The sequence below is a fragment of the Thalassospira sp. Z349TD_5 genome, from assembly GCF_056173045.1.
Genome location: NZ_CM149654.1, coordinates 2,216,130 through 2,239,249, shown reverse-complemented (window position 1 = coordinate 2,239,249; position 23,120 = coordinate 2,216,130). Strand labels below are relative to the sequence as shown.

At 53.5% G+C, this 23,120-nt stretch carries 26 protein-coding genes, 3 tRNA genes and 1 riboswitch; of the genes, 18 read left to right on the top strand and 11 right to left on the bottom strand.

Features of this window, described 5'->3' with window-relative positions; translation table 11 throughout:
* Window positions 1–59 precede the first annotated feature (59 nt).
* The gene (locus tag AC0VXT_RS10230) at window positions 60–737 is read right to left on the bottom strand and encodes a DUF599 domain-containing protein (protein ID WP_102785099.1); all 678 of its coding nucleotides are present in this window, start codon (window positions 735–737) and stop codon (window positions 60–62) included.
* Between the two features lie 212 nt (window positions 738–949).
* Here AC0VXT_RS10230 and AC0VXT_RS10225 point away from each other — a divergent pair, with 212 nt between their 5' ends.
* The 3 genes from AC0VXT_RS10225 to AC0VXT_RS10215 all read left to right on the top strand — a co-directional run bounded on the left by AC0VXT_RS10225 (window position 950) and on the right by AC0VXT_RS10215 (window position 2,667).
* Entirely contained in the window at window positions 950–1,435 is a 486-nt protein-coding gene (locus AC0VXT_RS10225; protein ID WP_022730728.1) for a hypothetical protein, read from the top strand.
* Window positions 1,436–1,521: 86 nt separating this feature from the next.
* A complete protein-coding gene (locus tag AC0VXT_RS10220) occupies window positions 1,522–2,316 on the top strand; it encodes a peptidoglycan DD-metalloendopeptidase family protein (protein ID WP_475548507.1) in 795 nt (264 codons plus the stop codon).
* Window positions 2,317–2,667 (top strand): DUF1491 family protein, encoded by a 351-nt coding sequence (locus AC0VXT_RS10215; protein WP_417823874.1) that lies wholly within the window; start codon window positions 2,317–2,319, stop codon window positions 2,665–2,667.
* Between the two features lie 77 nt (window positions 2,668–2,744).
* Here the strand turns inward: AC0VXT_RS10215 and AC0VXT_RS10210 are convergent, their stop codons facing one another.
* Window positions 2,745–3,065: a peptidylprolyl isomerase gene (locus tag AC0VXT_RS10210; RefSeq protein ID WP_022730731.1), complete on the bottom strand. Its 321-nt coding sequence runs from the start codon at window positions 3,063–3,065 to the stop codon at window positions 2,745–2,747.
* A 194-nt stretch (window positions 3,066–3,259) separates the two neighbouring features.
* Between AC0VXT_RS10210 and yaaA the strand changes: the two genes are divergently transcribed.
* Window positions 3,260–4,033, top strand: coding sequence for a peroxide stress protein YaaA (yaaA, locus tag AC0VXT_RS10205; protein ID WP_475548506.1), 774 nt, complete (start codon window positions 3,260–3,262; stop codon window positions 4,031–4,033).
* A gap of 36 nt (window positions 4,034–4,069) precedes the next feature.
* Entirely contained in the window at window positions 4,070–5,134 is a 1,065-nt protein-coding gene (locus tag AC0VXT_RS10200; RefSeq protein WP_101300332.1) for a glycosyl transferase family protein, read from the top strand.
* 84 nt (window positions 5,135–5,218) lie between these two features.
* On the opposite strand, the gene AC0VXT_RS10195 is transcribed toward AC0VXT_RS10200, so the two are convergent.
* Window positions 5,219–5,761: a DUF924 family protein gene (locus tag AC0VXT_RS10195; RefSeq protein WP_475548505.1), complete on the bottom strand. Its 543-nt coding sequence runs from the start codon at window positions 5,759–5,761 to the stop codon at window positions 5,219–5,221.
* 151 nt (window positions 5,762–5,912) lie between these two features.
* Window positions 5,913–6,118: riboswitch (cobalamin riboswitch) on the top strand.
* Window positions 6,119–6,286: 168 nt separating this feature from the next.
* Between AC0VXT_RS10195 and AC0VXT_RS10190 the strand changes: the two genes are divergently transcribed.
* From AC0VXT_RS10190 to AC0VXT_RS10165, 6 genes are read left to right on the top strand one after another with little or no spacing between them, the layout of a single operon-like run.
* Window positions 6,287–7,084: a DUF4198 domain-containing protein gene (locus tag AC0VXT_RS10190; RefSeq protein ID WP_475548504.1), complete on the top strand. Its 798-nt coding sequence runs from the start codon at window positions 6,287–6,289 to the stop codon at window positions 7,082–7,084.
* A 17-nt stretch (window positions 7,085–7,101) separates the two neighbouring features.
* Window positions 7,102–7,803 (top strand): cobalt transporter CbiM, encoded by a 702-nt coding sequence (gene cbiM, locus AC0VXT_RS10185; protein ID WP_475548503.1) that lies wholly within the window; start codon window positions 7,102–7,104, stop codon window positions 7,801–7,803.
* Window positions 7,796–8,410, top strand: coding sequence for a cobalt ABC transporter permease (locus AC0VXT_RS10180; RefSeq protein WP_475548502.1), 615 nt, complete (start codon window positions 7,796–7,798; stop codon window positions 8,408–8,410). Before cbiM ends, AC0VXT_RS10180 begins: the two co-directional genes overlap by 8 nt.
* A complete protein-coding gene (gene cbiQ / locus AC0VXT_RS10175) occupies window positions 8,407–9,204 on the top strand; it encodes a cobalt ECF transporter T component CbiQ (RefSeq protein ID WP_475548501.1) in 798 nt (265 codons plus the stop codon). The genes AC0VXT_RS10180 and cbiQ overlap by 4 nt, the downstream gene beginning before the upstream one ends.
* Window positions 9,188–9,922, top strand: a complete 735-nt coding sequence (locus tag AC0VXT_RS10170) for an energy-coupling factor ABC transporter ATP-binding protein (RefSeq protein WP_475548500.1) — start codon at window positions 9,188–9,190, stop codon at window positions 9,920–9,922. Before cbiQ ends, AC0VXT_RS10170 begins: the two co-directional genes overlap by 17 nt.
* Window positions 9,923–9,944: 22 nt before the next feature.
* Window positions 9,945–11,393, top strand: a complete 1,449-nt coding sequence (locus AC0VXT_RS10165) for an MFS transporter (RefSeq protein WP_475548499.1) — start codon at window positions 9,945–9,947, stop codon at window positions 11,391–11,393.
* Window positions 11,394–11,399: 6 nt separating this feature from the next.
* Here the strand turns inward: AC0VXT_RS10165 and AC0VXT_RS10160 are convergent, their stop codons facing one another.
* Both AC0VXT_RS10160 and AC0VXT_RS10155 read right to left on the bottom strand, forming a co-directional pair.
* Complete coding sequence (locus AC0VXT_RS10160) at window positions 11,400–12,071, bottom strand: hypothetical protein (RefSeq protein ID WP_475548498.1); 672 nt, start codon at window positions 12,069–12,071, stop codon at window positions 11,400–11,402.
* Between the two features lie 70 nt (window positions 12,072–12,141).
* Window positions 12,142–12,927 (bottom strand): DUF4198 domain-containing protein, encoded by a 786-nt coding sequence (locus AC0VXT_RS10155; protein ID WP_475548497.1) that lies wholly within the window; start codon window positions 12,925–12,927, stop codon window positions 12,142–12,144.
* Between the two features lie 213 nt (window positions 12,928–13,140).
* Here AC0VXT_RS10155 and AC0VXT_RS10150 point away from each other — a divergent pair, with 213 nt between their 5' ends.
* Both AC0VXT_RS10150 and AC0VXT_RS10145 read left to right on the top strand, forming a co-directional pair.
* Window positions 13,141–14,628, top strand: coding sequence for a right-handed parallel beta-helix repeat-containing protein (locus tag AC0VXT_RS10150; protein ID WP_475548496.1), 1,488 nt, complete (start codon window positions 13,141–13,143; stop codon window positions 14,626–14,628).
* Between the two features lie 144 nt (window positions 14,629–14,772).
* A complete protein-coding gene (locus AC0VXT_RS10145; RefSeq protein ID WP_022730744.1) occupies window positions 14,773–15,210 on the top strand; it encodes a MerR family transcriptional regulator in 438 nt (145 codons plus the stop codon).
* A gap of 91 nt (window positions 15,211–15,301) precedes the next feature.
* Here the strand turns inward: AC0VXT_RS10145 and AC0VXT_RS10140 are convergent, their stop codons facing one another.
* From AC0VXT_RS10140 to AC0VXT_RS10115, 6 genes are all read right to left on the bottom strand, one after another.
* Window positions 15,302–17,992 (bottom strand): bifunctional acetate--CoA ligase family protein/GNAT family N-acetyltransferase, encoded by a 2,691-nt coding sequence (locus tag AC0VXT_RS10140; RefSeq protein WP_475548495.1) that lies wholly within the window; start codon window positions 17,990–17,992, stop codon window positions 15,302–15,304.
* 219 nt (window positions 17,993–18,211) lie between these two features.
* Window positions 18,212–18,529 carry a hypothetical protein gene (locus AC0VXT_RS10135; protein WP_022730746.1) on the bottom strand — a complete coding sequence of 106 codons (318 nt, stop codon included), beginning with the start codon at window positions 18,527–18,529 and terminating at the stop codon, window positions 18,212–18,214.
* 73 nt (window positions 18,530–18,602) lie between these two features.
* Window positions 18,603–18,678, bottom strand: a tRNA-Asn gene (locus AC0VXT_RS10130).
* Window positions 18,679–19,128: 450 nt separating this feature from the next.
* Window positions 19,129–19,204 (bottom strand) — tRNA-Asn (locus AC0VXT_RS10125).
* Window positions 19,205–19,208: 4 nt separating this feature from the next.
* Window positions 19,209–19,282: transfer RNA gene (locus AC0VXT_RS10120), tRNA-Cys, on the bottom strand.
* The gene (locus AC0VXT_RS10115; RefSeq protein ID WP_475548494.1) at window positions 19,283–19,486 is read right to left on the bottom strand and encodes a hypothetical protein; all 204 of its coding nucleotides are present in this window, start codon (window positions 19,484–19,486) and stop codon (window positions 19,283–19,285) included.
* Window positions 19,487–19,757: 271 nt separating this feature from the next.
* Between AC0VXT_RS10115 and AC0VXT_RS10110 the strand changes: the two genes are divergently transcribed.
* The 5 genes from AC0VXT_RS10110 to AC0VXT_RS10090 all read left to right on the top strand — a co-directional run bounded on the left by AC0VXT_RS10110 (window position 19,758) and on the right by AC0VXT_RS10090 (window position 23,048).
* Entirely contained in the window at window positions 19,758–20,411 is a 654-nt protein-coding gene (locus AC0VXT_RS10110) for a protein-L-isoaspartate O-methyltransferase family protein (RefSeq protein ID WP_475548493.1), read from the top strand.
* A gap of 69 nt (window positions 20,412–20,480) precedes the next feature.
* A complete protein-coding gene (locus AC0VXT_RS10105; RefSeq protein ID WP_430470224.1) occupies window positions 20,481–20,804 on the top strand; it encodes a rhodanese-like domain-containing protein in 324 nt (107 codons plus the stop codon).
* Window positions 20,805–20,947: 143 nt separating this feature from the next.
* Complete coding sequence (locus tag AC0VXT_RS10100; RefSeq protein ID WP_475548492.1) at window positions 20,948–22,300, top strand: TolC family outer membrane protein; 1,353 nt, start codon at window positions 20,948–20,950, stop codon at window positions 22,298–22,300.
* A 93-nt stretch (window positions 22,301–22,393) separates the two neighbouring features.
* Complete coding sequence (locus AC0VXT_RS10095; RefSeq protein WP_475548491.1) at window positions 22,394–22,705, top strand: hypothetical protein; 312 nt, start codon at window positions 22,394–22,396, stop codon at window positions 22,703–22,705.
* On the top strand, window positions 22,689–23,048 hold the full coding sequence (locus AC0VXT_RS10090; protein ID WP_475548490.1) for a DUF2497 domain-containing protein: 360 nt from the start codon (window positions 22,689–22,691) through the stop codon (window positions 23,046–23,048). Before AC0VXT_RS10095 ends, AC0VXT_RS10090 begins: the two co-directional genes overlap by 17 nt.
* The last annotated feature ends 72 nt before the right edge of the window (window positions 23,049–23,120 follow it).

Below are 23,120 nucleotides of genomic sequence, written 5' to 3'. Positions count from 1 at the left end.
CAAACGACAAAGGGCCGCATCAGCGGCCCTTTGTGCGTTCAGAAGGCTGATACGCCCGATCAATGATGCCCGGTCAGAATTTCAAGGGCATGGGACCGGAACTCACGGTTATAAAGCACAAGTGTGACCCACGCGGCACAGACGATAAAGGCCACCGGATGGTAAAACCATGCCAGGGCGGACAGTGCGAAGAAATAGGCGCGAATACCGCGATTGAAATTATGGGCCGACATCATGCTCATGCGTGCTGCCCGGGCGGCGGCGCGCGCGGCATCGGGGTCGCTGGGGTCCGGTGCCGCCCCAATCAGGATCGAACAATAATTCGACAGCCGAAACGCCCATGTGAACTTAAAGAACGCATAGATAAAGATCACCACCAGCAGCACCACCTTGCATTCCCAAACCCCCGCCGTGGTGACCGCAGCAAAGGGCAGGGTGGCGACAGTTTCAATCGCCTTTTGCGTATAGCCAAGCAAGGCGACCAGACCGATCAAAACCAGAATGGTCGTCGATGAGAAAAAGCTGATGCCCGTAATCAGGTTACCGGCAATCGATGTATCGACCATGCGAATGTCGCGTTGGAGCATCTGCTCCATCCAGCGATGACGATTGCGCGCCATATGCGCCGAAATGGAATTGCGCCTGCGCGGGCCCGCATCGGCAAAGATCGTATAGCCAATCCACCAGGCAAATGCCCAGCAAATCGCAACAACATCAAGAACGGTAAATTCGGGCATACTTGTATCCATGCAAAAGGATGTTTGGCGCGTATTACTCTATATCCTACTGACATGTCGGCATTCTTCGCAATCTTCTTTGGCAATGCTGGATCTGAGGGGCATCTCGTCGGGATGTTCCATGTGCATAGCTGATGGTCATATCACCAGTTCGGGTTGAGTTTTGCCGCAATTCAGAGTATCAGCAGCGCAAATTTTCATTGGAGAGTGACATGAGCGAACTCGAGAACGATCTTGGCGAAGACATTGATTTCGATGATTTCGAATCTCATACCGAAAAACTGCTGAAAGACGGACGCACCAAGGACGATCTGTTCGAGTTTGTCGGCTTTATGAACATCAACGAAGTCGGCACCCACATGATTGCCGCTGAAATGGTGCTCGACGAAGACGCCATCAACCAGATGAGCCGCGACTTGCGCAAGCTGGAACTCGATCTGTCCCCACTGGGGGAACTGACCGGCGGGCTTAAAGGCGGCGAAGACGTCAAACGTGCCCTTGGTGCGCTGTTCCTTGAGCTGGTTGAGCTGTGCGACCTTGACGCAGATGACGAAGACGCCGGCGAGCTGTCCGAAGAAGCCCTGCTGTTGCTGAACTTCATCAAACGTTTCAACCCGCAGATGCGCCGTTTGACGGTCGCACTGACTGACACCGACGATGACGATGTGTCGTGCGAATATGAAGTCACCAACTGGTAACCAATGGCTTGCCGTTACGGCGAAATATATGTAGGCAAAAGGCGGGGCTGTAACACCCCGCCTTTTTCTGTTTTGGAGCCACGCGCGTGACCGCCCAAATACCAGTAGATGCGACCAAACGTTTTCAATCCTATCTTGATCGTCATGCAAGCGGCCAGGAAGCCATGCCCGATGCAGAACGCTTGCGCCAATGGATTGTTGATCATGCCGATGATTTTGGCGCGGTGATGGAATGTGATCTGAAAACCTGCCCAAAAATCGTCTATGATTTTTCGAGTGAGGGCGATGTCGTGATTGGCAACACCAGCGACCCGGCCCGCCAAACCGATATCATGTGGCAGCAACTGGCAAACGCCAATGCGCCGGTCGGCATTGGGCGCTACCGCGAAGACCGCGTGTGTTATCAGTCCGATCAATTCAAGACCGACGGCGAAGCCCGTAGCCAGCATCTCGGCATTGATCTGTTCGCCCCGGCGGGGACACCGGTCTTTGCTCCGCTGGATGGCGTGGTCCACAGCTTTGCCGACAACAACCTGCATCTCGATTACGGCCCGACCATCATTTTGGAACATACCCCCGAACCGGGCATTCGGTTCTATACCCTTTATGGTCATCTAAGCGCTGCATCGCTGGATGGCTTGCACAAGGGCAAAGCCTTCAAAAAGGGCGATCTTGTCTGCCGGTTTGGCAATTTCCCGATCAATGGCGACTGGATCCCGCATCTACATTTTCAGATCATCTTTGATATGCTCGGCCGCGAAGGCGATTTCTTTGGCGCGGCCAAACCGTCTGAATGGGATATCTGGGCAAACATCTGTCCGAACCCGAACCTGATGTTGCAGATGCCCGAAAATGTCACCGCCAGCCGGGACGGGATGTAAATGCAACCCCGTTTAAAGGCAGGCCTCTGGGTGCGTGGTCAAATCGCGATTTGCCAATCATCGTCGATCATCGCCATGATCGCCCATATGGGCAACGAAGACGCCGGGGCTGTACTGGTCAAACTCAACCGCTTTGCCAACGGCTGCTTTGTTTATTCGCGCGTAACCACCCTTGATGGCGATATGGGCTGGATGCAGGTCGCCGGCGGCCCGGAGGGGGGCCGCGAAACCGAATTTAACTGTGACGAATACTGGCGCAAACAGGTTGCGTTTGACCGCGATGTCTGGGTTCTGGAGGTCGAAGACCACAAAGGCGAGTACGAACTTGATGCCCCGATTGTCGATTTTTAAGGGCCGCTATCGGTCAAAATAAAAGGCCGGCAACATTGTGCCGACCTTTATAAATGCGTCTCTGTAGGGGCGTCGCCTTAGGCGGTGCGCTGCAACAGGTGGTAACCGAAATCGGTCTCAACCACATCAGAAGTCGCACCAACATCCATGGTGAAGGCCGCCGCATCAAATTCCGGAACCATCATACCACGGCCAAAGAAGCCAAGATCGCCACCCTGCTGACCGGACGGGCAATCGGAATTGGCTTTGGCCAGCTCTGCGAAATCACCACCATTGGCAACCTGATCTTTAAGACCATTGATTTCAGTCAGGGCTTCTTCTTTGGTACGGGTGGCGGTCGAGCGTGCCGAACCGGCATACATCAGAAGAATGTGCGACGCGCGAACTTGTTCACTCATAATGGGTCCTTTCATCCGCCAATGGCTTGCGTTTGGCGGGTTTTATGCAAGATTAGAAATTATGGATAAGGTCCAGGGTCCAAATTCATGTACAGCCGTATACACCTGTACATGAGCTTGAACCCTAGACATTGACCATGCCTTGTGGCTTGTTACGACAAAATGATCAGAGATGAAAGAGAAGAGGCAGATAGATGCTTGCTGTTGTGTCCCCGGCAAAGAAACTGGATTTCGAAACAGATGCGCCAGAAATGGCTGTTTCCCAACCTGTGTTTCTCGATGACACCGAGGAGCTTATTGAAGTTGCTCGCAAAAAAAGCCGTCGCGATTTGATGAAGCTGATGGGGATAAGTGAAAATCTCGCTGATCTCAATTATCAGCGCTTTGCCCATTTCTCACGGCCTTTTGATCGCACCAATGCCAAACCGGCGGTGTTTGCATTTCGCGGTGATACCTATGTCGGGCTTGATGCCGATACCATGAAGGCCAAGGATATTGATTGGGCCGAAGATCATTTTCGCATGCTTTCGGGGCTCTATGGCCTACTGAAACCACGTGATTTGATGCAGCCCTACCGGCTTGAAATGGGTACAAAGCTTGCCAATGCACGCGGCAAAGACCTGTATGCCTTCTGGGGCGATAAAATTGCCCATGAGATTAACCGCCTGACCGATGGCTACAAAGACCGCAGCCTGATCAATCTGGCATCGAACGAATATTTCAAATCGGTCAAGACCAAAACCCTTGAAGGACCGGTCATTACCCCGGTTTTCAAAGAGGTCAAAGCCGGGGTTGCCAAGGTTATTGGGTTTTCGGCAAAGCGTGCACGCGGTATGATGGCGCGCTTTATGATCGATAATCGCCTTGAGACCCCCGAAGGTCTTAAGAAGTTCGCGGTAGATGGCTATGGCTATCAGGATGATCTTTCGACAGAAACCGAGTGGGTCTTTACCCGCGTTCACGACTGATAACAAACAAGACTGGCAACAAATTCGGTGACAGAAATGACCGACGAGCATCTTGAACAGCTCGAGGAAGAAAACCACTTGCCCGAGGCACACCCGTTCTCTGGTTATTTGCGGACTTTCTTCCGCGGGCCGGGCCGCTCACGCAGCCTGACCCGCGAAGAGGCGTTTGACGCCTTTTCAATGATCCTGCGCGATGAGGTCGAACCGATCCAGCTTGGCGCGTTTTTGCTGATGCTGCGCTATCGGGCTGAAACCCCCGACGAGCTGGCCGGGATGATTGAAGCTGTGCGCAAGGCCGCACGCCTTGATACCGACGATGGCCCCGAAGCCGAGGCAGAAGGCCGTCCCATGCTGGATTGGCCGTCCTATGCGGCGGGTCGGTCGCGGGGCTTGCCGTGGTTTGTTCTTTCCGCACTTCTTTTGTCGAAAAACGGCGTGCCGGTCCTGATGCATGGCTATAATTCGCATCTTGTGAATGGTGTCGGCACGGAAACAGCGGTCAAGGCACTTAAATTGCCGGTGGCGATGTCTGCCGAAGAAGCCCGGTCTGACATCGCCTCACAGGGGTTTGCCTATCTTCCGCTGCGTCACATGCATCCGAAGTTACAGGAACTGATTGGTCTGCGGCCGCTGTTGGGGTTGCGCAGTCCGGTCAATACCTTGTTGCGTCTGTTAAACCCGCTGCAAGCACGCGCCGCATTCCTTGGCGTGTTTCACCCGGCATTCCTTGATGTCCATCGTGAAACCGGAAAACTGCTTGATCTGCCGCGTATTGGCGTGATCAAGGGCGGTGGCGGGGAGGCCGAACGCACCCCGTTCAAACATGTCGATTTGCGCATGCTCGATAATGGTGAACTCGGGGATGTGCGCTGGCCGGCCTTGCTGCCCAGAACCGAAAAAGACATCGAAGAACAAAGCCCGGTAACCTTGAAGCACTTTTTCGATGTCTGGCGGGGCGATGTCGATGATGCGCCTGCGATTGCACGGATCAAGGGCAGTGCCGCCATGGGGGCGTTCCTTGCCGGTAAGGCCGATTATATCGATGAGGCCGAAACGCTGATCGATGGCTGGTGGGATGCGCGCGACAAAAATGTCGGGTAGGGCGTTTTGATCTGACCCTTATGTCGTCACGCACGGCACCGACAAGAACTCAAAAAGGGACGATTGCCGTCCCTTTTTTCATGCTCAGAACGAAGAATTCGGTTCTTTAAGAAACGCCAGTTCGTCCTCTGTTGACGTCCGGCCCAGAATATCATTGCGGTGCGGGTAGCGACCAAAACGGTCAATGATCTGCTTATGCTTGATTTCAAATTTCAGGTTGTTTTCAAGGCCGGGCTGATCAAACAGTTCCATCGCAATGTCATGCATTGCCTCGGATTCCGAGTGCATATAGGGCATATACAAGAATGCCCGTTCCTCGGGTTTTACAATCTTCTTGTCTGCCCCTGCGGCAATCGCTTCCTGTGCCAGAACAAGGGCAAGTGTATCGGTGGCAAAGGATGCAGGACTGTCGCGAAACATGTTGCGTGAAAACTGATCAAGCACAATGATTTCCGCCAGACGCCCATGGGCGGTTTTACGCCAGCGATAAAATTCCCCCGCACTGGCCGCCGCATGAAAATCGGCAAACCGTTCGGTAATATGACGGTCAAGCGCAAGGTCCTTGATAAACCATTGTTTCTGTTCGAGTTCCTTGAACCAGAAAACCAGAACTGTTTCAGGTGTCATAACGCATCCGCCCCTTATTCTTGAGATTTTGGGTGTTGAAGTTTGGCTGATCTTAGGGGGGCAGGTGCGTAACGTCGAGTTTTCTGCAGTCGTATGACGAAATATTTAAAAGTATGAATTGTAATGGTTGACACCCCATCACCGCCGATGGATTATGACGATGTCTTGGGTGTCGATCTTTCCGATCGGCTTAAAAGGGAACGTGGTGCGTTTTGGGAAAGTCCCTTAAGCAATGCCACGGCTGCCCCCGCAACTGTAAGCGGTCTTGAGCGTTACACATGCCACTGGTGATGACCGGGAAGGCGTAATGTTCTGAAAACCGCGAGCCAGGAGACCTGCCTTGGACCATCAGCCACACATTGGTTGATGTGAAACTGTTGGACGCCGGGGTGAGCGTCAGGTTGCAGGGAAAATGCGGTTTCTTTATCGATCCGGACATCTGCTTCCAGCCATCCTATCGTTCTTGTCCTAACCCTGTGCGTTGGTATTTGCCTTACGCACATCGTTTTTGGAAGAGACGATACCATGTTGAAAACGCCTTTAAGGCTTGCTGTCGCAGCAGTCTGTACTTTACTGGCTTCTGGCTCTGCGCAGGCGCATTTCCAGTTGGCCTATACGCCGGAAGTAAACATCACCAAAGCCGGTGATCACGCCGTCAAACTGATTTTCTGGCACCCGTTTGAAAACGGCCATGTCATGGATATGGGCGAACCGCTTGAATTCTATGCGGTGCATCGCGGTGAAAAGATTGATTTAAAATCAACGCTTTCCCCGATCACCTTCAAGGGATCTGAAAACAGTGCTGCGGCATATGACGGCACCTTGACGCTTAAACGCAGTGGTGACTACGTCATGGTGGTGGTGCCCGAGCCATACTATGAGGAAAGCGAGGATATCTATATCCAGCAGATCACCAAATCCTACATCAACCGCAATGAAATCCCGACCGACTGGATGGATGCGCAAGGGTTGAAAACCGAAATTCTGCCGCTCAACCGTCCGACCAACATTGTTGCCGGATCGACCTTCACCGGCCGTGTCCTGTCCGAAGGCAAACCCGCCGCCGGGGTCGAGATTGAAATCGAATACATGGCCGCCGAACCTGATATGGCCAACAACCAACCGCAAGAACCAACCGCATCTCCGATGCCGGGCGGTGCGATTGTCGCCATTTCCGATGACAATGGGTATTTCACGTTCGGCGTTCCCAAGGCCGGTTTTTGGGGATTTGCCGCGCTGGGCAGTGGTCCTGATAAAGAATATCAGGATAAAGAACTTTCACAGGATGCAGTCCTGTGGGTTCGCGCCTATGATGTGAAATAGGTGTAGGGAAAAATTAGATGCATATCGTTGACGGGGCACTGGCTCCTGAAGTTTTGATTGGCGGGGGTGTTCTTGCCGTTGCGGGCCTTGGTCTTGGCCTGCGCAAACTGCCGATTGATAAAATTCCGGCAACCGGCGTGCTGTCGGCAACCTTCTTTGTCGCATCCCTTATTCATGTGCCGGTTGGTCCAAGCAGTGTGCATTTGATCATGAGCGGTCTGGCCGGGCTTGTGCTGGGTTGGACCGCGTTCCCCGCCTTGTTTGTTGGCTTGTTGTTACAGGCAGTCTTCTTTGGCTTTGGCGGCTTGACGGTTCTCGGCGTCAATACCGTCAATATTGCACTGCCTGCGGTGCTGATCGGGTTGACGTTTCGTGGTTTGGTCACACGAAGTTCACCGACAACCGCTGCTATTTGGGGCGGGATTGCCGGGGCGTCTTCGATCGCGGTAACGACCGTCTTTGTGGCGATCTCATTGGGGCTTAGTGGCGAGGGTTTCGTACCAGCTGCGAAGCTTGTGTTCTTTGCCCATATCCCGATCATGATCATCGAAGGCCTGATTTCAGCCGCCGCCATTTACCTGATTTGCAAGGTGAAGCCGGAACTGATGGCAACATCTGATCGTTCATATGACCGGGTCTATGATGATGCGCCGTACCCAATGACCACCGGGCAAACTGTACAAGTGACATCGGCGACGAGCGAGGCCAATAATGGCTAAATCTCTATCCGTGCTGGCCGTTACGGTGCTCCTTTTGGTCGCCGCAGCCGGACAGGCACAGGCACATAAGGTGATCGCATCCGTTTTTGCCAGCGGCACCGATATCGAAGGCGAAATCGGCTTTTCCAATGGCGACATGGCCGCCGACACAGTGGTTGAGGTGTTCGACACGCAGGGCAACAAGCTTGGTCAGACCAAAACCGACAGTGACGGCTTTTTCACCTATACGCCGACAAGTCAGGTCAACCATGTCTTTCGCGCCGATCTTGGTGCGGGTCATATTGCCAAGACTGTCTTTGATATTTCCGAAATGTCATCGGTTCTCGCGGGCGATCAGCTTGCGCCAACCACGGGTGTAACGGCTAAGGGCACCGGGGACAGTGCCAATACGACCTCCGGGAATGTCGCAATCACTCAGGAACAGGAAATCTTGATTGCCGCCATCGTGCGCGATGAGTTGCGTCCGCTACGCCGCGAAATCACCGCCTATAAGGAAAAGAATGACTTTCAATCAATTCTTGGCGGGATTGGCTATATATTCGGGTTCTTCGGAATTGCCTATTACATCGCAGCACGCCGTCTGAGAGCCAAAGATAAACAAGCATGAGCCATCTTTTCGGGCATGACCAACCATTGGGCGTACAGGCAAGCGGCGGCACTGCGCCGTCGTTTGTCGGATCATTTGATCCGCGTGTGCGCGTGGTGGCGGCAGGCCTGTTTGCCGTGATGGTGGTGGCCTTACATCAGGTTGAATTTGCCTTTGGCGCATTTCTGGTCGCCCTTGGGACTGTGTTTCTGACCGATCTTCCTCTGCGCCTGACCTTAAAACGTATGGTCGCGATGGACGGCTTTATCATCGTGATGCTGGTGATGTTGCCCTTTACAACACCCGGTACACCGATGTTTTCGCTGTTGGGGGCGGATGCCAGCAAAGAAGGCCTGATGCATGCGGTTTTGATCGGTGTGCGGGCCAATGCGGTTGTCCTGATGATGCTAAGCCTGCTGTCTGGCCTGTCGCCAGTAGCATTGGGGCATACCCTGTATCGCTTGAAATGCCCGGCGGCACTGGTGCATCTGATGATGTTTACGGTGCGCTATATTTCCGTTTTGCATGACGAATATCATCGTTTGCGCATGGCGATGAAGCTGCGCGGGTTTCGGGCGCGCAACACATTCCATACCTATCGCTCGATAGGCTATCTTTTCGGCATGTTGCTTGTCCGCTCCCTTGAACGGGCCGAACGCGTGCTTGAGGCCATGAAATGCCGTGGCTTTAGTGGCCATTTCCCGATGATTGATCATTTGGAATTCAAGGTCCGTGACGGCATGCTGGCCGTTGGTTTTGGCGTCATGATTGGCGCACTTGTCCTGTTGGATCGAATTTATGTCTTCGCTTATTGAACTCAACGATATTTCGTACGGCTATCGGTCCGGGCAAAAGGTGCTGGATCGTGTCAGTCTGACCCTTGATGCCGGGGAACGGCTTTTCATCACCGGTCCGAACGGAGCAGGGAAAAGCACGCTTTTGCGCATTCTGGTTGGCCTGATCAAACCGCATCATGGTCGGATATCGGCATTTGGTGAACCACGTGTTCAGGAATCCGATTTTCATGATCTGCGCTGCCGGGTTGGGTTCATCGTGCAGGACCCTGATGATCAGCTGTTTTGTCCGACTGTGGTCGAAGACATCGCCTTTGGTCCGCTCAACCTTGGCGCCAGCCGCGATGAGGCACTGGCGATTGTTGATGAGGTGCTTGATCAACTGCATCTGCGTCATTTGCGCGAACGCATCACCCATGAATTATCCGGTGGGGAAAAACGGCTGGTGTCGGTGGCGGCTGTTTTGGCCATGCGCCCTGATGTGTTGCTGCTTGATGAGCCAACCAATGCGCTGGACGAAGAAAACCTCGAACGGCTTGAAGAAATCCTGCGCGACCTGCCACAAGCCATGATCCTGATTTCCCATGACCCGCATTTCCGCCGCAAACTGGCCACCCGGACACTTGAACTGCGCAGCGGTAAGCTATCAGATCGTTCTGCCCCAAAATGCAGTGCCGCTGATCGTGGACACGACGCAGTCAACGTCAACGCCAATGCCCGTGCATCCGCCGCTCAGTAAGTTTTGATGAATGGTTTCATCCATGTCGCCATTTTCCGTTTCTGCCTTTCGCCACTTGTTTGGCGCACAGATCACGTCCCTTGTGGGAACGGGGCTGACCACAGTTGCACTGTCGCTTCTGGCATTTGATCTTGCCGGGGAAAACGCCGGGCTTGTTCTGGGCTCTGTTCTGGCGCTTAAAATGGTCGCCTATCTGCTGATTGCGCCGGTCGCGGGCGGTATTGCCCATCGGGTACCGCGCCGGGCGTGGCTGGTCGGTTTGGATGTGCTGCGCGCCGCAATCGTTCTCTGTCTGCCGTTCGTTGATCAAATCTGGCAGATTTTCGTTCTGGTGTTTGTCATCAATGCGGCATCGGCCGGTTTTACGCCGGTGTTTCAGGCCATCATTCCCGAAATACTTGATGACGAAAAAACATATACCAAGGGGCTGTCCTATGCCCGGTTTGCCTATGACCTTGAAAACCTTGCCAGTCCGGCCTTGGCCGCAGGCTTGCTGTTTGTCTGGCAATTTGACAGCCTGTTTATCGTCAATTGCCTGACCTTTGTTGTCTCCGCCATCCTGATTGTTAGCGCTAACATCCCCGCTGCGGCTCAGACCGACCGGGTCGGCGGGTTTTATGAAAACACGCTGTTTGGCTTGGTGGCCTATCTTAAAACACCGCGCCTGCGGGGATTGCTGGCGGTCTATTTTGCTGTGTCATGTGTCGGTGCAATGATCATCGTCAACACCGTTGTTCTGACCCGGTCTGTGCTGGACGGCAGTGAAATCATGACTACGGTGTTTCTTGGCTGTGCCGGGGCAGGGTCGATGTGTGCTGCCTTCCTGATCCCTAGGGTGATTGATCAGCTTGGCGAACGCAGATTGATGTTGTCTGGGATCGTGTTTGCCGCCGGGGCGATGCTGATCGGGGGCATCAATATGATGTTCGGCTTTGAAAGTGCGGTTTTCTATGCCGTTCTGTGGGCCATTGCCGGGGCAGGGACAACATTTGCTCAAACACCGGGCGGCAGGCTGGTGCAACGTTCCGCCGCAGTCGGCGATAAATCGGCGTTCTTTGCGGCAAACTTTGCGCTGTCGCACGGGGGATGGCTGGTGGCCTACGCCATGGTCGGCTGGCTGGGCGGCTTGGTTGATTTATCCGTTGCCTTTCTGGCGTCTGGCAGTATGGCGTTGCTGGGGGTCGGGCTTGCGGTGTCAGTTTGGCCGCGCAAGGATCCGCTGGAAATTCATCACAGCCATCCGGGGTTTTGGCATGACCATCCCCATGACCATCATGATCCGCACCATACGCATGCCCACCCGGGAACGCAAACCCATGCGGCGGATTCCAATGATCATGCTGATGCGCATTCTGACGATGATGAACGCCATCGCCACGAACATTTCCACCCGCCGGTCACGCACAAGCATCGCTTTGTGATCGACAGCCACCACAGCCGCTGGCCGGTCGAAAGTGGCGAACAGGTCTAGTAACGCTTATGCCTTGCTCTGACGGCGCGCAACCACCCAGGCACCGAAACCAAAAATCCCGATGATGATGCCGATCCCGCCCAGAATGTCGGACATGCGGACATCATTGCGATAGGCATTGATCTCGGCGCGCAGTGGCCCGACCTGCCGCGCAACTGCCCGATTGATCAGGGCGGTCAAATCACCCTCAGACAGCCCCTTGATGCCGATATTGCCACTACCTGCAATGGCCTCGGTGCCTTCATCTGTGCTGGTCGGCGCAACCGTGGGGGCGGTATCGGCCAAGGGTGCTGCGTCATGCAGGGCGCTAACCGTGATGGCGTCGCCATCTGTTGCCTCGGGCAGGGTTTCTAAAAACTCGGTTTTGGGCAGTGCAAAACTTGCGATATGGCCATCCCCTGTATCGGCGAAAACGGCATAATCGGCCCGGTGGCTGACGCGCAGGGCAAAATTGCCATCAGTATCGGCCGTGGTCGTCAACAGGGCGGTGTCAGAACCGTCTTTCAACGTGACGGTCGCATTGCGCGCCCGTGTGCCACCGGTGAAATAGACATATCCCTCAATCACTTCGCCGTCGCTGATCGCAAAGACGTTTAAGTTATGCGCCTGTGCCACGCCAACCGGCAGAACAAGCAACAAGGTCAGGAGACTTAAGAATTTGCGATAGGGTGAGGTCATCGGGATTGCCTGTTTTATGGATGTCGCAACGGAAAATGGCGGGCAGGAACCTGCCCGCATTTCACGCCAATCAGTTCATTGCATCGGTTTTCACCCAGATCACACCACCCCGTTCGACAGGAACTTGTTGCTCGCTATTGAGGGCGGCCATCGTGCCGTCTTCGATCAATGCGGCAAACACCCACCAGCCATCCTTTGGCATGGCGTAATGGAAAATGCCGTTGGCATCGGCCTTAATCACCTGTGTGGCAAATGTCGCATTGGGCAAGGTGACACTGCCGTCATTGGCATATTCAACTTCAACCTCGGCAAACGGGACCGGATCGCCGTTGTGGCGCACTATTCCGGAAAACACATTGCCGGTCCAGATGCCATACGGGCGGGTCAGCGGTTCGATCTCAACCGGAAAACCGACCATCTGGTCCCAGTCTTCGCCTGCGTCAAAGGCATCAATGACGGTCTTGGTATATTGAATGATGTATTTGCCTTCTGCCGGCTCAAAATATGGAACCGGCTCAAGGTAAAAGGCATATCCCCCCGGTGCCTTGATGGTCGTCTTGGCGTCAAACGCGCCCTTGCCATCCACCGTCTTGGCGGTCAGCGACGACATAAGGTCGGTTTTTTCCCCATTGTGCTGCACACCAAACTGCAACGGTGTGACCATTTCCATCGCCGGGCCATTGGTCATTGGGTGGGTAAAGGTCAGATCAAACGTCACCTGCGTCCCGCTGTCCTGATCGACCACATTGGCCGATGGGATCATTTTCTGAAAATGCGCCTGTGCTGTGCCAATCACAGCGGTACTCAAGGCCAGAGTAAGGGCAAGTTTGGGTAAAAAGCCGCTGGGCAGGGACATTGTACAATCCTTTGTTATGAAGTCTTTTACGCGAACACTTTCAGTTCGTTCTATGCCCTTTGAAATAAAGTAAATCATACAAAAAAGCAAAAGGTGTGAATCGTTATTTTGCAAGCTAGCCATCATTGAAACGCATCAATCACGCTTTGCATTCGGTGGTTTTACGGTATCGTATTTGCAAAATCACAGGATGTGCCGGCGAAGGGGAATTGTATGAGGATTGTATATGTGTCACCAAACGCGCAGGAATGCTGGGTTGATGCCGCATGGCGTCCGACCAAATCCCTTGATATGGCGGTCAAGGACAGCATGCCGGGCGACCTGATACGGCTTGTTGCAGGGGATTACCCCCTTTCCGAGTCATTGGTCTTCCCGCGCAGCGGTCACGAAGGTGCCCCGATCATCCTGCGCGGGGATACCGGATCGCAACTAAAAGTGAATAATCAGCCAGATTATTCAGTTTCAGCGAATAATCCCGGCCGCGACCGGTTCGCTGCATTTCAGCTGATTGACGTGGCCCATATCCGGATCGAGAACCTGTCGATCATCCGCTCCTGGCCAAGTGCGGTCTATATCGAAAACAGCCATGATCTGTGTTTCACCAGGCTTGATATCACGGCGGGCACCTATGCGGTGTATGCCAACGGTGCGACAACGCAAGCTATTGAAATTACACAATGTCGCTGGACACAGGATGATGAAATCTGGCGCAGCATTCGCTGGGATGACATCCATGACGGGGATATTCATCCTGATGGCAAAGCCCCGTTTCGCTATCTCAATGGCGCATTTTTCGGGGCAGATGACATCACAGGCAACGTCCTGATCGCACGCAATGACATCCGCGATTGTTATAATGGCGTCCGGATGGATGTGTCTGCCGAAAACCTTGCTGCTCCCATCGGCAGTTTTAACCGCGACGTTCGCATTTTTGATAATAATTTCAGTTATATACGCGACAATCCGGTCGAGCCCGAAGCCACCGCAGTTGGCTGGTGGATTGGGCGCAACCGGTTTTACAATTGCCACAAACTGTTTTCACAAGACGGGGTGCGCGGCGGTTTCTGGTACTATTTTGGCAATATATGCTGGTTCGATAGCCGCCCGGGACCCGAAGGCGATGAATATAACGGCGGGGCGGTGTTTAAGCTGGGCAAAGGTGGTTCAGTGCCGCAACCTGACTTCATATCCTCCTGTTTTCACAACAGCTTTTTCCTGCGTCAGAAATACATCAAAAAGGGCACAACCCGTGGTTTGATCAATGCGCGCAATGCGATTGAGCATGCGGACCCATCCACTTTGCCAGCCGACTTCATGCCAGCCGATCAGGCGTTTTTTGACGATGCCGATGGCCTTCAACTGTCTGCATATGGGCCTTTGCCGGTAACATTTTCCGGCGATCTGGCGAACCATGCGACCTATCCGGCCGTTTTTGACAGCTATCCGGGCGTGCTTGCCGATCCAAGAGGTGCGCAAACGCCGCTTTTTGACGATGGTTTGGCCGGGCGATTTGATCTGCGTTGCGTATATCAGACGCCATATGACAGCAACCTTGCGATCCCGATGCCCGATGGAACCGTTTGGACAGGTCATCAGGATCAGTGGCCTGGCGCGATTACAGATGGGAAACGCTACGAGGGACCGCAATTTGTTGCAGTCAACCTTGAATATATTCGCGAAATTTTGAGCACGCAGGATTGAGGCCGCGCCATAGGTGACCAGAACCAAGACGTTGCCGTTAGGGCCGTCATTGGGCGTGTTATGGTGACGTAAGCGTAAATAGGTTGACTGGCCTGTCTTAATGTTGCGATGGTGTCGTATGGTCTTTAACAAACAAGAAAAATCATGAACGATAAGCTTTATAGTATTACCGAGCTGGCCGAAGAGTTTGACATTACGCCGCGCGCAATCCGTTTTTACGAAACCAAGAACCTGCTTGCCCCGCAGCGTGCAGGGGCCACGCGTGTTTACAACTACCGTGACCGGGCACGTTTGATGCTGGTTTTGCGCGGCAAACGGCTTGGCTTTTCGCTTGAGGATATCAAGGAATACATCGATCTTTATGACGCCGAGCGGAGCGGAACCGAGCAACTTGCGCATTTGATGCTGGTCGGGCGTCGCCGTATTTCCGAGCTTGAACAGCAGCTTGATGATGTTCAAACAACGCTGGGTGAACTCCGCAAGATTGAGCGTGAGGCGGCAGATGCACTGACGCAAAAGGGCATCGATCCGGAAAAGGCGCTTTTGGATATCCGGTCTAAATTGGCGATGGAAACCGCATAAACCAGTCCAAGACAAACGCATTTAGCGATCTGTCTGATACGTAAAAAGCCCGGCATCTGAGCCGGGCTTTTGTGTTTGGGCGACAGTTTTTCTATTGCGGCTCACGCTGCAAGGGCAGGGTGACTTCAAAGACTTCTTCGTCGGCCAGATACTTGCGGCTAAAGCCGAGTTTTTCACACAGTGTCAGCATGCGCCGGTTGTTGGGCAGGACCTGACCAATGAAGGTTTCGGTACCCTTACGGCGGCAAAACTCGATCATTTGTTCCATCAATACCCGGCCAAGACCGCGCCCCTTGATGTCGGACCGGACCATGACGGCGTATTCGGCGTGTTCATTGTTCGGATCAATGACAACCTGCACCATACCGTGGATTTGGCCTTGTTCCGGACCATCGGGGACGATGGCCAGAAACGCCATGTCGCGGTCGTAATCAAGCTGTGTCTGGCGCGCCATTTCGGAATGGGGCAATTCACGTACAGACCCGAAGAAGCGGAAATGAATGTCTTCGGGGGTCAGTTTTGACATGAACTCATAGTGGGCCGGTTCGTCTTCGGGTTTGATCGGACGCAGCAAATAGGTTGTGCCGTCATCGAGCACCAGTTCCTTTTTCAGGTGGCGCGGATAGGGATGAATGGCCAGACGCTTGTCATCGCTGATGACTTTTGGTGTGACCTTGATCCGCGCATCAAGGGCGATGACACCGTCCTTATCGGCAAGCAACGGGTTCATATCAAGTTCGAGGACTTCGCCAAGATGCACCACTAGCTGTGACAGCTTGACCAGCGTCATATAGAGGTCTTCAAGGTTGACCGCCGGGACGTCGCGGTAACCTTTCAGAAGGTTATAAATCCGCGTGCCTTCAACAAGTTCGCGGGCAAGCTTCATGTTTAATGGTGGTAAGGCCATCGCGCGGTCACGCACGACTTCGACTTCAACCCCACCATGACCAAACAGGATCACCGGACCGAAAATCGGATCGGTGGTCATGCCAACAATCAATTCGCGCGCACCGGATCGCTTGACCATTTCCTGTACGGTAAAGCCGCGAACCCGCGCGGTCGGGAAGGCCTTTTCAACGGTGCGCAGCATCTTGGTCGCCGCGTTTTTAACCTCGTCACTGCTGTCAAGGTTGAGCGCCACGCCTCCGATATCCGATTTATGGCTGATATCATCTGACAGGATTTTAAGGGCAACCGGATAGCCAATGTCGTCAGCCGTTTTGACAGCGTCTTCGACAGAGGAGGCTGCGAGTGTTTTAACTGTTGGGATGCCGTAGCATTCCAAGACAGCCTTGGCTTCGGGTTCGGTCAGCATGTCGCGCCCGGCATGAACGGCGGCATGAATGATTTGGCGCGCCTTGTCGATTTGCGGGGTAAAGTCGCGCGGCATCGAGGGCGGCGTTTCCATCAGCAGGTCTTGCAGTTTGCGGTAATTGACCATGTGCTGGAAGGCGGCGACGGCATTTTCCGGCGTGCGATATGTTGGAATGCCTGCGGCATAGAACATGTTGCGGGCTTCTGCCACCGTGGCTTCGCCGACCCAGTTGGTCAGAATGTTTTTCTTGCTGGTTTTAATAACGTCAATTACGCCCTGCGCGACTTCCACCGGATCGGTAATCGCGGTTGGGGCATGCATGACCAAAAGGCTGTCGATATTGCGGTCCTGCAACACGCACTCAATTGTTTTGGCATAACGTTCGCCCGGCGCATCGCCGATAATATCGACCGGGTTGGCGTGTGACCATGTGCTGGGCAAGACATCATCAAGCGCGCTGATGGTATCGTCACTCAATTGTGCCAGATGACCATGCCGTTCAATCAGGGCATCGACGGCCAAAACCCCGATCCCGCCACCATTGGTCACAATGCCAAGTTTATCGCCGCGGAATGGACGCATGCGCGACAGTGTCTCGGCGGCTGAGAACATTTCGCTGACGGTGTAAACACGCAAGACACCCGCACGCTTGATCGCAGCATCAAACACATCATCGGCCCCGGCCAGCGCGCCGGTGTGAGACGCGGCAGCAGCCGCACCCTCGGCAAAGCGGCCCGATTTGATGCACAAGATCGGCTTGTTGCGGGATGCGGCACGGGCAGCCGAGATAAAGCTTCGGCGTTCATGAATGGATTCGATATAAAGCATGATCGCACGGGTTTGTGGATCAGACCCGAGATAGTCGATGACATCGCCAAAATCGACATCGTCGCATTCACCCAAAGATATGAAATGCGAAAAGCCAATGCCGCGCGCGGCAGCCCAGTCAAGCACAGCGGTACATAGCGCACCGGACTGTGACACAAAGGCGATTTTACCATTTTCGATGCTTTGGTGGCTGAAACTGGCGTTTAGACCAATGCCCGGAACCATAAGGCCCAGACAGTTCGGGCCAAGAAGACGCATTTTGCGGCTTGCGGCAATATCGAGCATTGCCTGTTTGATGCTGCGCGTCTCATCAAAGGGTTCCGCGCCAAGCCCGGCAGTCAGGACAATCGCGGCAAGGCATCCTTTATCGGCAAGGCATTCCATCGTTGGCACAACGGCCTTTGGCGGCACGCAAATAACCGCAAGTTCCGGTGTCACAGGCAGGCTGTTGACATCAGGGTAGGCCAGAACACCGCCAATCGACTGGCTGTGCGGATTGACCGGCATGATCGGCCCTTTAAACCCACCAGCCAAAAGGTTTCGCATCATGACCTGCCCAACAGAATCGGGGCGGTTTGATGCGCCAATGACGGCAACAGATTTGGGTTTAAACAAATGGTCGAGGTTGATCGTGCTCATGGCCGTGTTCCCGCGTTATGTCTGGGGCCGGTTCAGTGCATCCGCCAATGCGTCTATGGTCGTGGCGGCGTTTTGACCGATGCTATTGTTTCAGCTGCGAGAGGTTATGTCAGGCCAAATTATATTGATTTGCTTTGCATCAATAAAGCACTGAAGTGACAAAGTTTTTATGGAGTTGTCACATATCTGTCCGAGCGGGTCAGGTACGGCGTGTCCTCATCAGTGCATATGACCACGATGGCTGTCGTCGTCATAACGTTCCGATTGCTCGATCCATTGTTCGACTTCATCGGCACTTTGCATCGCCAGTGCGATTTCAAGATCATTTTGAACATGGGCAAGATTGTCAAACATCGGGCACCAGCCAAAGGCTTGAATGCGGGGATCGGTATTGGATGAAATTGTAAACAATTCCCCGTCAATCGGATGAACCATGCCGTGAATGACGTCTTGTTCACCGATAATCAACCAGCCCTGACTGGCACCCGACAGCGTGCCGAGCTTGACTTCACGCAGTTCAATTTTCACTGTTTTCATGGTGATGCGTTCCCGTAAGATCAGACGGCTAAAAACAAAAGGGACCGAACAAAATGTTCGGTCCCTTTTTAATTGGCTCCGGCAGCAGGACTCGAACCTGCGACCCAATGATTAACAGTCATTTGCTCTACCAACTGAGCTATGCCGGATCAGGTACGCACCCCGTTTGAAGCGCGTGGCAGGTGTATAATCAAACGACCCAAACCCCGCAAGACCTTTTTTACGAAAAAAGGGCTAATTCTTTGTCTTCTTGCGAATTTTCACCCCTATGGCGCGCCCGGGTTAATCCGTTGGCGTTTATATGTCGAAATATGGTTGAAACCGATTAAGGAGGAGATGGCGCGACATCACATTACCGATGGCTCTTTCGGCTGTTTTAGCCTGCAGGAAGTACTGTTAAGCGAAAACCCTATAATGCGGAGCCAAAGGCCGAGCATCGGCCCATTGCAGTTAAACTTGATCAAACCTGAATGTATAACTCATGGGGATATGCCGCACACATGCGCACGAACAAAGTCGGGTAGGGTGTCTTTTGAAACAGCAAAGCGCTGCTTTGGTCCAGAATGCAAAAAACCCCGGAACAAAGTTCCAGGGTTTTTTGGCTCCGGCAGCAGGACTCGAACCTGCGACCCAATGATTAACAGTCATTTGCTCTACCAACTGAGCTATGCCGGATCAGTGGAGGCGCGAGCCGGAATCGAACCGGCGTGCAAGGATTTGCAGTCCTCTGCGTAACCACTCCGCCATCGCGCCTTAGCGTTGGCTGGCCGGTGTATAGCCCCATCGAATACGACCCGTCAAGCACCCAATTCCAGATTTTTCGACCAGCGTGTTGATTTCATGCCCAAAACAGAAAAAAGCGCCCGGAAAGCAATCCCGGGCGCCTTGAATGACATCGCTATCGTCTCTGCCGACAACGATTTTATTTTGCTTCGTTGCGATCAAAGTCATGGTCATCAATACAGTCAGAATTTCTCAAATGTTGTCAAAAACACGACATTCCGGCATCGGCTGAATTTTCGAAATTTGATGGGGTTGAATGCACGTTAGGCGCGCCGCAAAGCACTTATATTGTGGTTTTTATTGCCCAATCTCTGCTTTGCCATTGATCGGATGTTGTCAGGTGCTTATGTGCTGACTATAAACAGGGCAATGATCGCAAGCGGCTTTGGGGACGATAAAGACGGTTGCGGTGCTTTTCTCGCGAGAATTTTCAGGTCAGATAAACATGGATTACCAAATCGCGCGCCATAACATGGTGGAAAATCAGGTTCGGACCAACAAGGTCACCGATCCCTTGGTCATTGCTGCGATGGAGGAAGTTCCGCGCGAACTGTTCCTGCCCGAAGCAAAACGCGGCGTTGCTTATGTCAACGAAGATATTGCCGTTGGCGGCGGTCGCTATGCAATGGAGCCGATGGTTATCGCGCGCCTGATGCAGTGTGCCGAAATTGCCGAGACGGATGTCGCCCTTATTATTGGTGCGGGTTACGGGTATGGCGCGGCACTTTTGTCGCGTGTCGCAGAAACGGTTGTCGCTGTTGAAAGCGACAAGGATATGACCGCTTCGGCCGAGGCGACCTTCCAGAGTGCCAACTATGACAATGTCATTGTTGTCGAAGGCGATCTGGCCGCCGGGTATCCCAAGCAGGCACCTTATAACGTGATCGTGTTTGACGGCGCGGTAACGGAAGTTCCGGCAGGCGTTCTTGAGCAGGTTTCAGAAGGCGGTCGTCTTCTGGCGGTTGTGCGTGCCGAAGGAAAAGTCGGGATTGCGCGTCTTTATGAGCGCGAGAACGGTGTTATTGGTCATCGCGATCTGTTTGATGCCAACATCCCGTATCTTCCGGGATTTGAGCCGACCGAGAGTTTTGTGTTCTAAATTTGATATTCGGAATGCCCGGCTTTGGTCGGGCATCTCTTTTTGCGTATGTACAACAGGTTGTCCTAAATGGTCCGAGACATAAGTTGTCGTGAACTTGCTGCCAGCCTTTCGGGTGATCAGCCTTTGGACGTGTTGGATGTACGTGAAGACTGGGAAGTTGAAATTTGCATGATTGACCGTGCCCGGCATATTCCGTTATCGGAGTTGCAGGTCAGGGTCGGGGAGTTGTCGCCAGAAAAACCACTGGCGGTGATTTGTCATCATGGCGTTCGCAGTCGCCATGCGGGGATGCTCCTTGAAGAATGCGGATTTAAAGATGTTTTTAATGTTAGTGGCGGTATAGATATCTGGGCGCTTGAAGTAGAGCCGGATATGACACGCTACGATTGATGGTCGTGACGACGGAAAAAGAGGCAAAATACTTTTTTTGGGTACAAGCGCCTCTTTTGTTGGAAATTTTCCGTTCCGTCGTTACCATACGTGAAACTGCGCCGGGGTCGGGACTTGGTGTTGGATTTTACAAGGGTAGATAAATGATAAAACGGTTCTTGCTGACCTGCAGTATTTTGGCAACCGGGGGACTGGTTGCGCATGGCGCATCTGCAGAAAGCCTCGAGGACGCTCTTATTAAGGCATACCAGAGCAACCCGACACTTGAATCCGGTCGTGCCGCATTGCGCTCGACTGATGAAGAAATTTCGCAGGCGCTGTCAAACTGGCGTCCCAGCGTATCGCTTTCTGGTGATGCCGGTTTTCGTGAAAACGAAACGGAAGTCAACGGGACGGAGACGGATAACAGTCTCACACCTTATACCGTTGGCCTGAATGTGACGCAGCCGCTGTATCGTGGTGGGCGGACGACTGCTGAAACCGACCGTGCAGAATCGCGTATTCAGGCGCAACGTGCGTCGCTTCGCTCGACCGAGCAGGATGTGATGTTGCAGGTCTCAACGGCATATTTCAATGTGCTGCGTGATACTGCTGTTGTTGAACTGAACCAGAACAATACGCGCGTTCTTGATCGTCAGCTTGAGGCGACCCGTGATCGTTTTGAAGTTGGTGAAGTGACACGTACGGACGTATCGCAGGCCGAGGCCCGTCTTGCCGGATCCAAAGCCGATCTGATTTCGGCACAGGGTGCATTGGCAAATACACGTGCGCAGTATGAGCGCCTGGTGGGTAATCCACCGTCCAATCTTGAAATTCCAAACTCGCTTGCGGGCTTGCCGACCAGTGTTGCCGATGTTTTGGCAATCGCGCAGGATCAGCATCCTGATGTGTTGCAGGCCATTTATACCGAAGAAGCGGCAAAATCAGATATCAGTCTGAGCGAAGGTTCGCTGTATCCGGAAGTCAGTCTTTCGGCCGGTGTTGAACGTGCATATGAAGCATCTAACGAGGATATGACGGTCGACAGTGCGGACATCATCGCATCGGTTTCGGTTCCGCTGTATCAGCAGGGGGCTGTTTATTCTTCTGTCCGTGCGGCCAAGCAGACCGCAGGTCAGGCACGTGTGCAGGTGGACGAAGCCCGCCGGGCTGTGATTGAAAATGCGACCAGTGCGTGGGAAACGCTTGTGACTGCGCGTGCCCGGATCGAGTCCCAGCAGGCGCAGGTTTCTTCGGCTGAAGTTGCTCTTGATGGTGTTCAGCGCGAAGCCTCTGTTGGGTCGCGTACGGTTCTTGATGTCCTTGATCAGGAACAGGAACTTTTGCAGGCACGTGTTGATCTTGTTGGATCGCGCCGTGATGCTGCCGTTGCCGAATTCCAGGTTAAGGCAGCCATGGGCGCATTGAATGCGCAGGTGCTTGGCCTGCCTGTGGACGTTTATGACACTGAGTCCAACTATAATAAAGTCAAGGACCAGTGGTGGGGAACAGACTGACCTGTTAGGGCGCCAGGACGGGATGCTTTTGTATCCCGTCCGCACCAGGGGACGGATCGGTCTGGGTAATGACACTAGTGCGGAAGTTTAATTATGAGTGACGGGCAACAAGAACCTTCAATGGAGGACATCCTCCAGTCCATCCGCAAAATTCTTGCCGATGAGGGGGATGAAGAAAAACAGGAAGCCGCTCCTGAACCCGAACCAACGCCAGAGCCGGAACCAGAACCGGAGCCCGAACCCGCGCCAGAACCTGAGCCGGAAGAAGAAATTGACGAGCTCGTTCTTGATGAAGAGCCCGAAGAGCTTGAGTTTGACGAAGAACCCGAAGAACTTGAGCTTGACGAGCCCGAAGAAGAGCTTGAACTTGATGATATGCTCGATTTCGATGAAGACTCCGCTTGATGACGAGCCGGAGACTGATCCCGTCGAAGACGAGTTTGAAGAGCCAGAGCCAGAACCGTCGATCCCGGCTGTCTATGACGACGAAGACGATGATGAGCCGCTTATTTCCAATTTGACGGAATCAACGGCCACCGGGACCATTTCGGAACTGGCGCAAGCTGTTGCAAAGAAACGCGCAGTTGCTCTTGGGCTTAATGCAGGTCACATCACGCTTGAAGATTTGGTGCGCGATATGCTGCGCCCGCTTCTTAAGGAATGGCTTGACGAAAACCTGCCCTATATGATCGAACGCCTTGTGAAAAAAGAAATCGAGCGGATTGTGAACCGCGCCGAAGACTTGTAGGCGAGCCGATATTCGAATTTAAGCGGCGCGCCCAAGGTGCGCCGCTTTTTCTTTGTAAGATTGATGAAAACC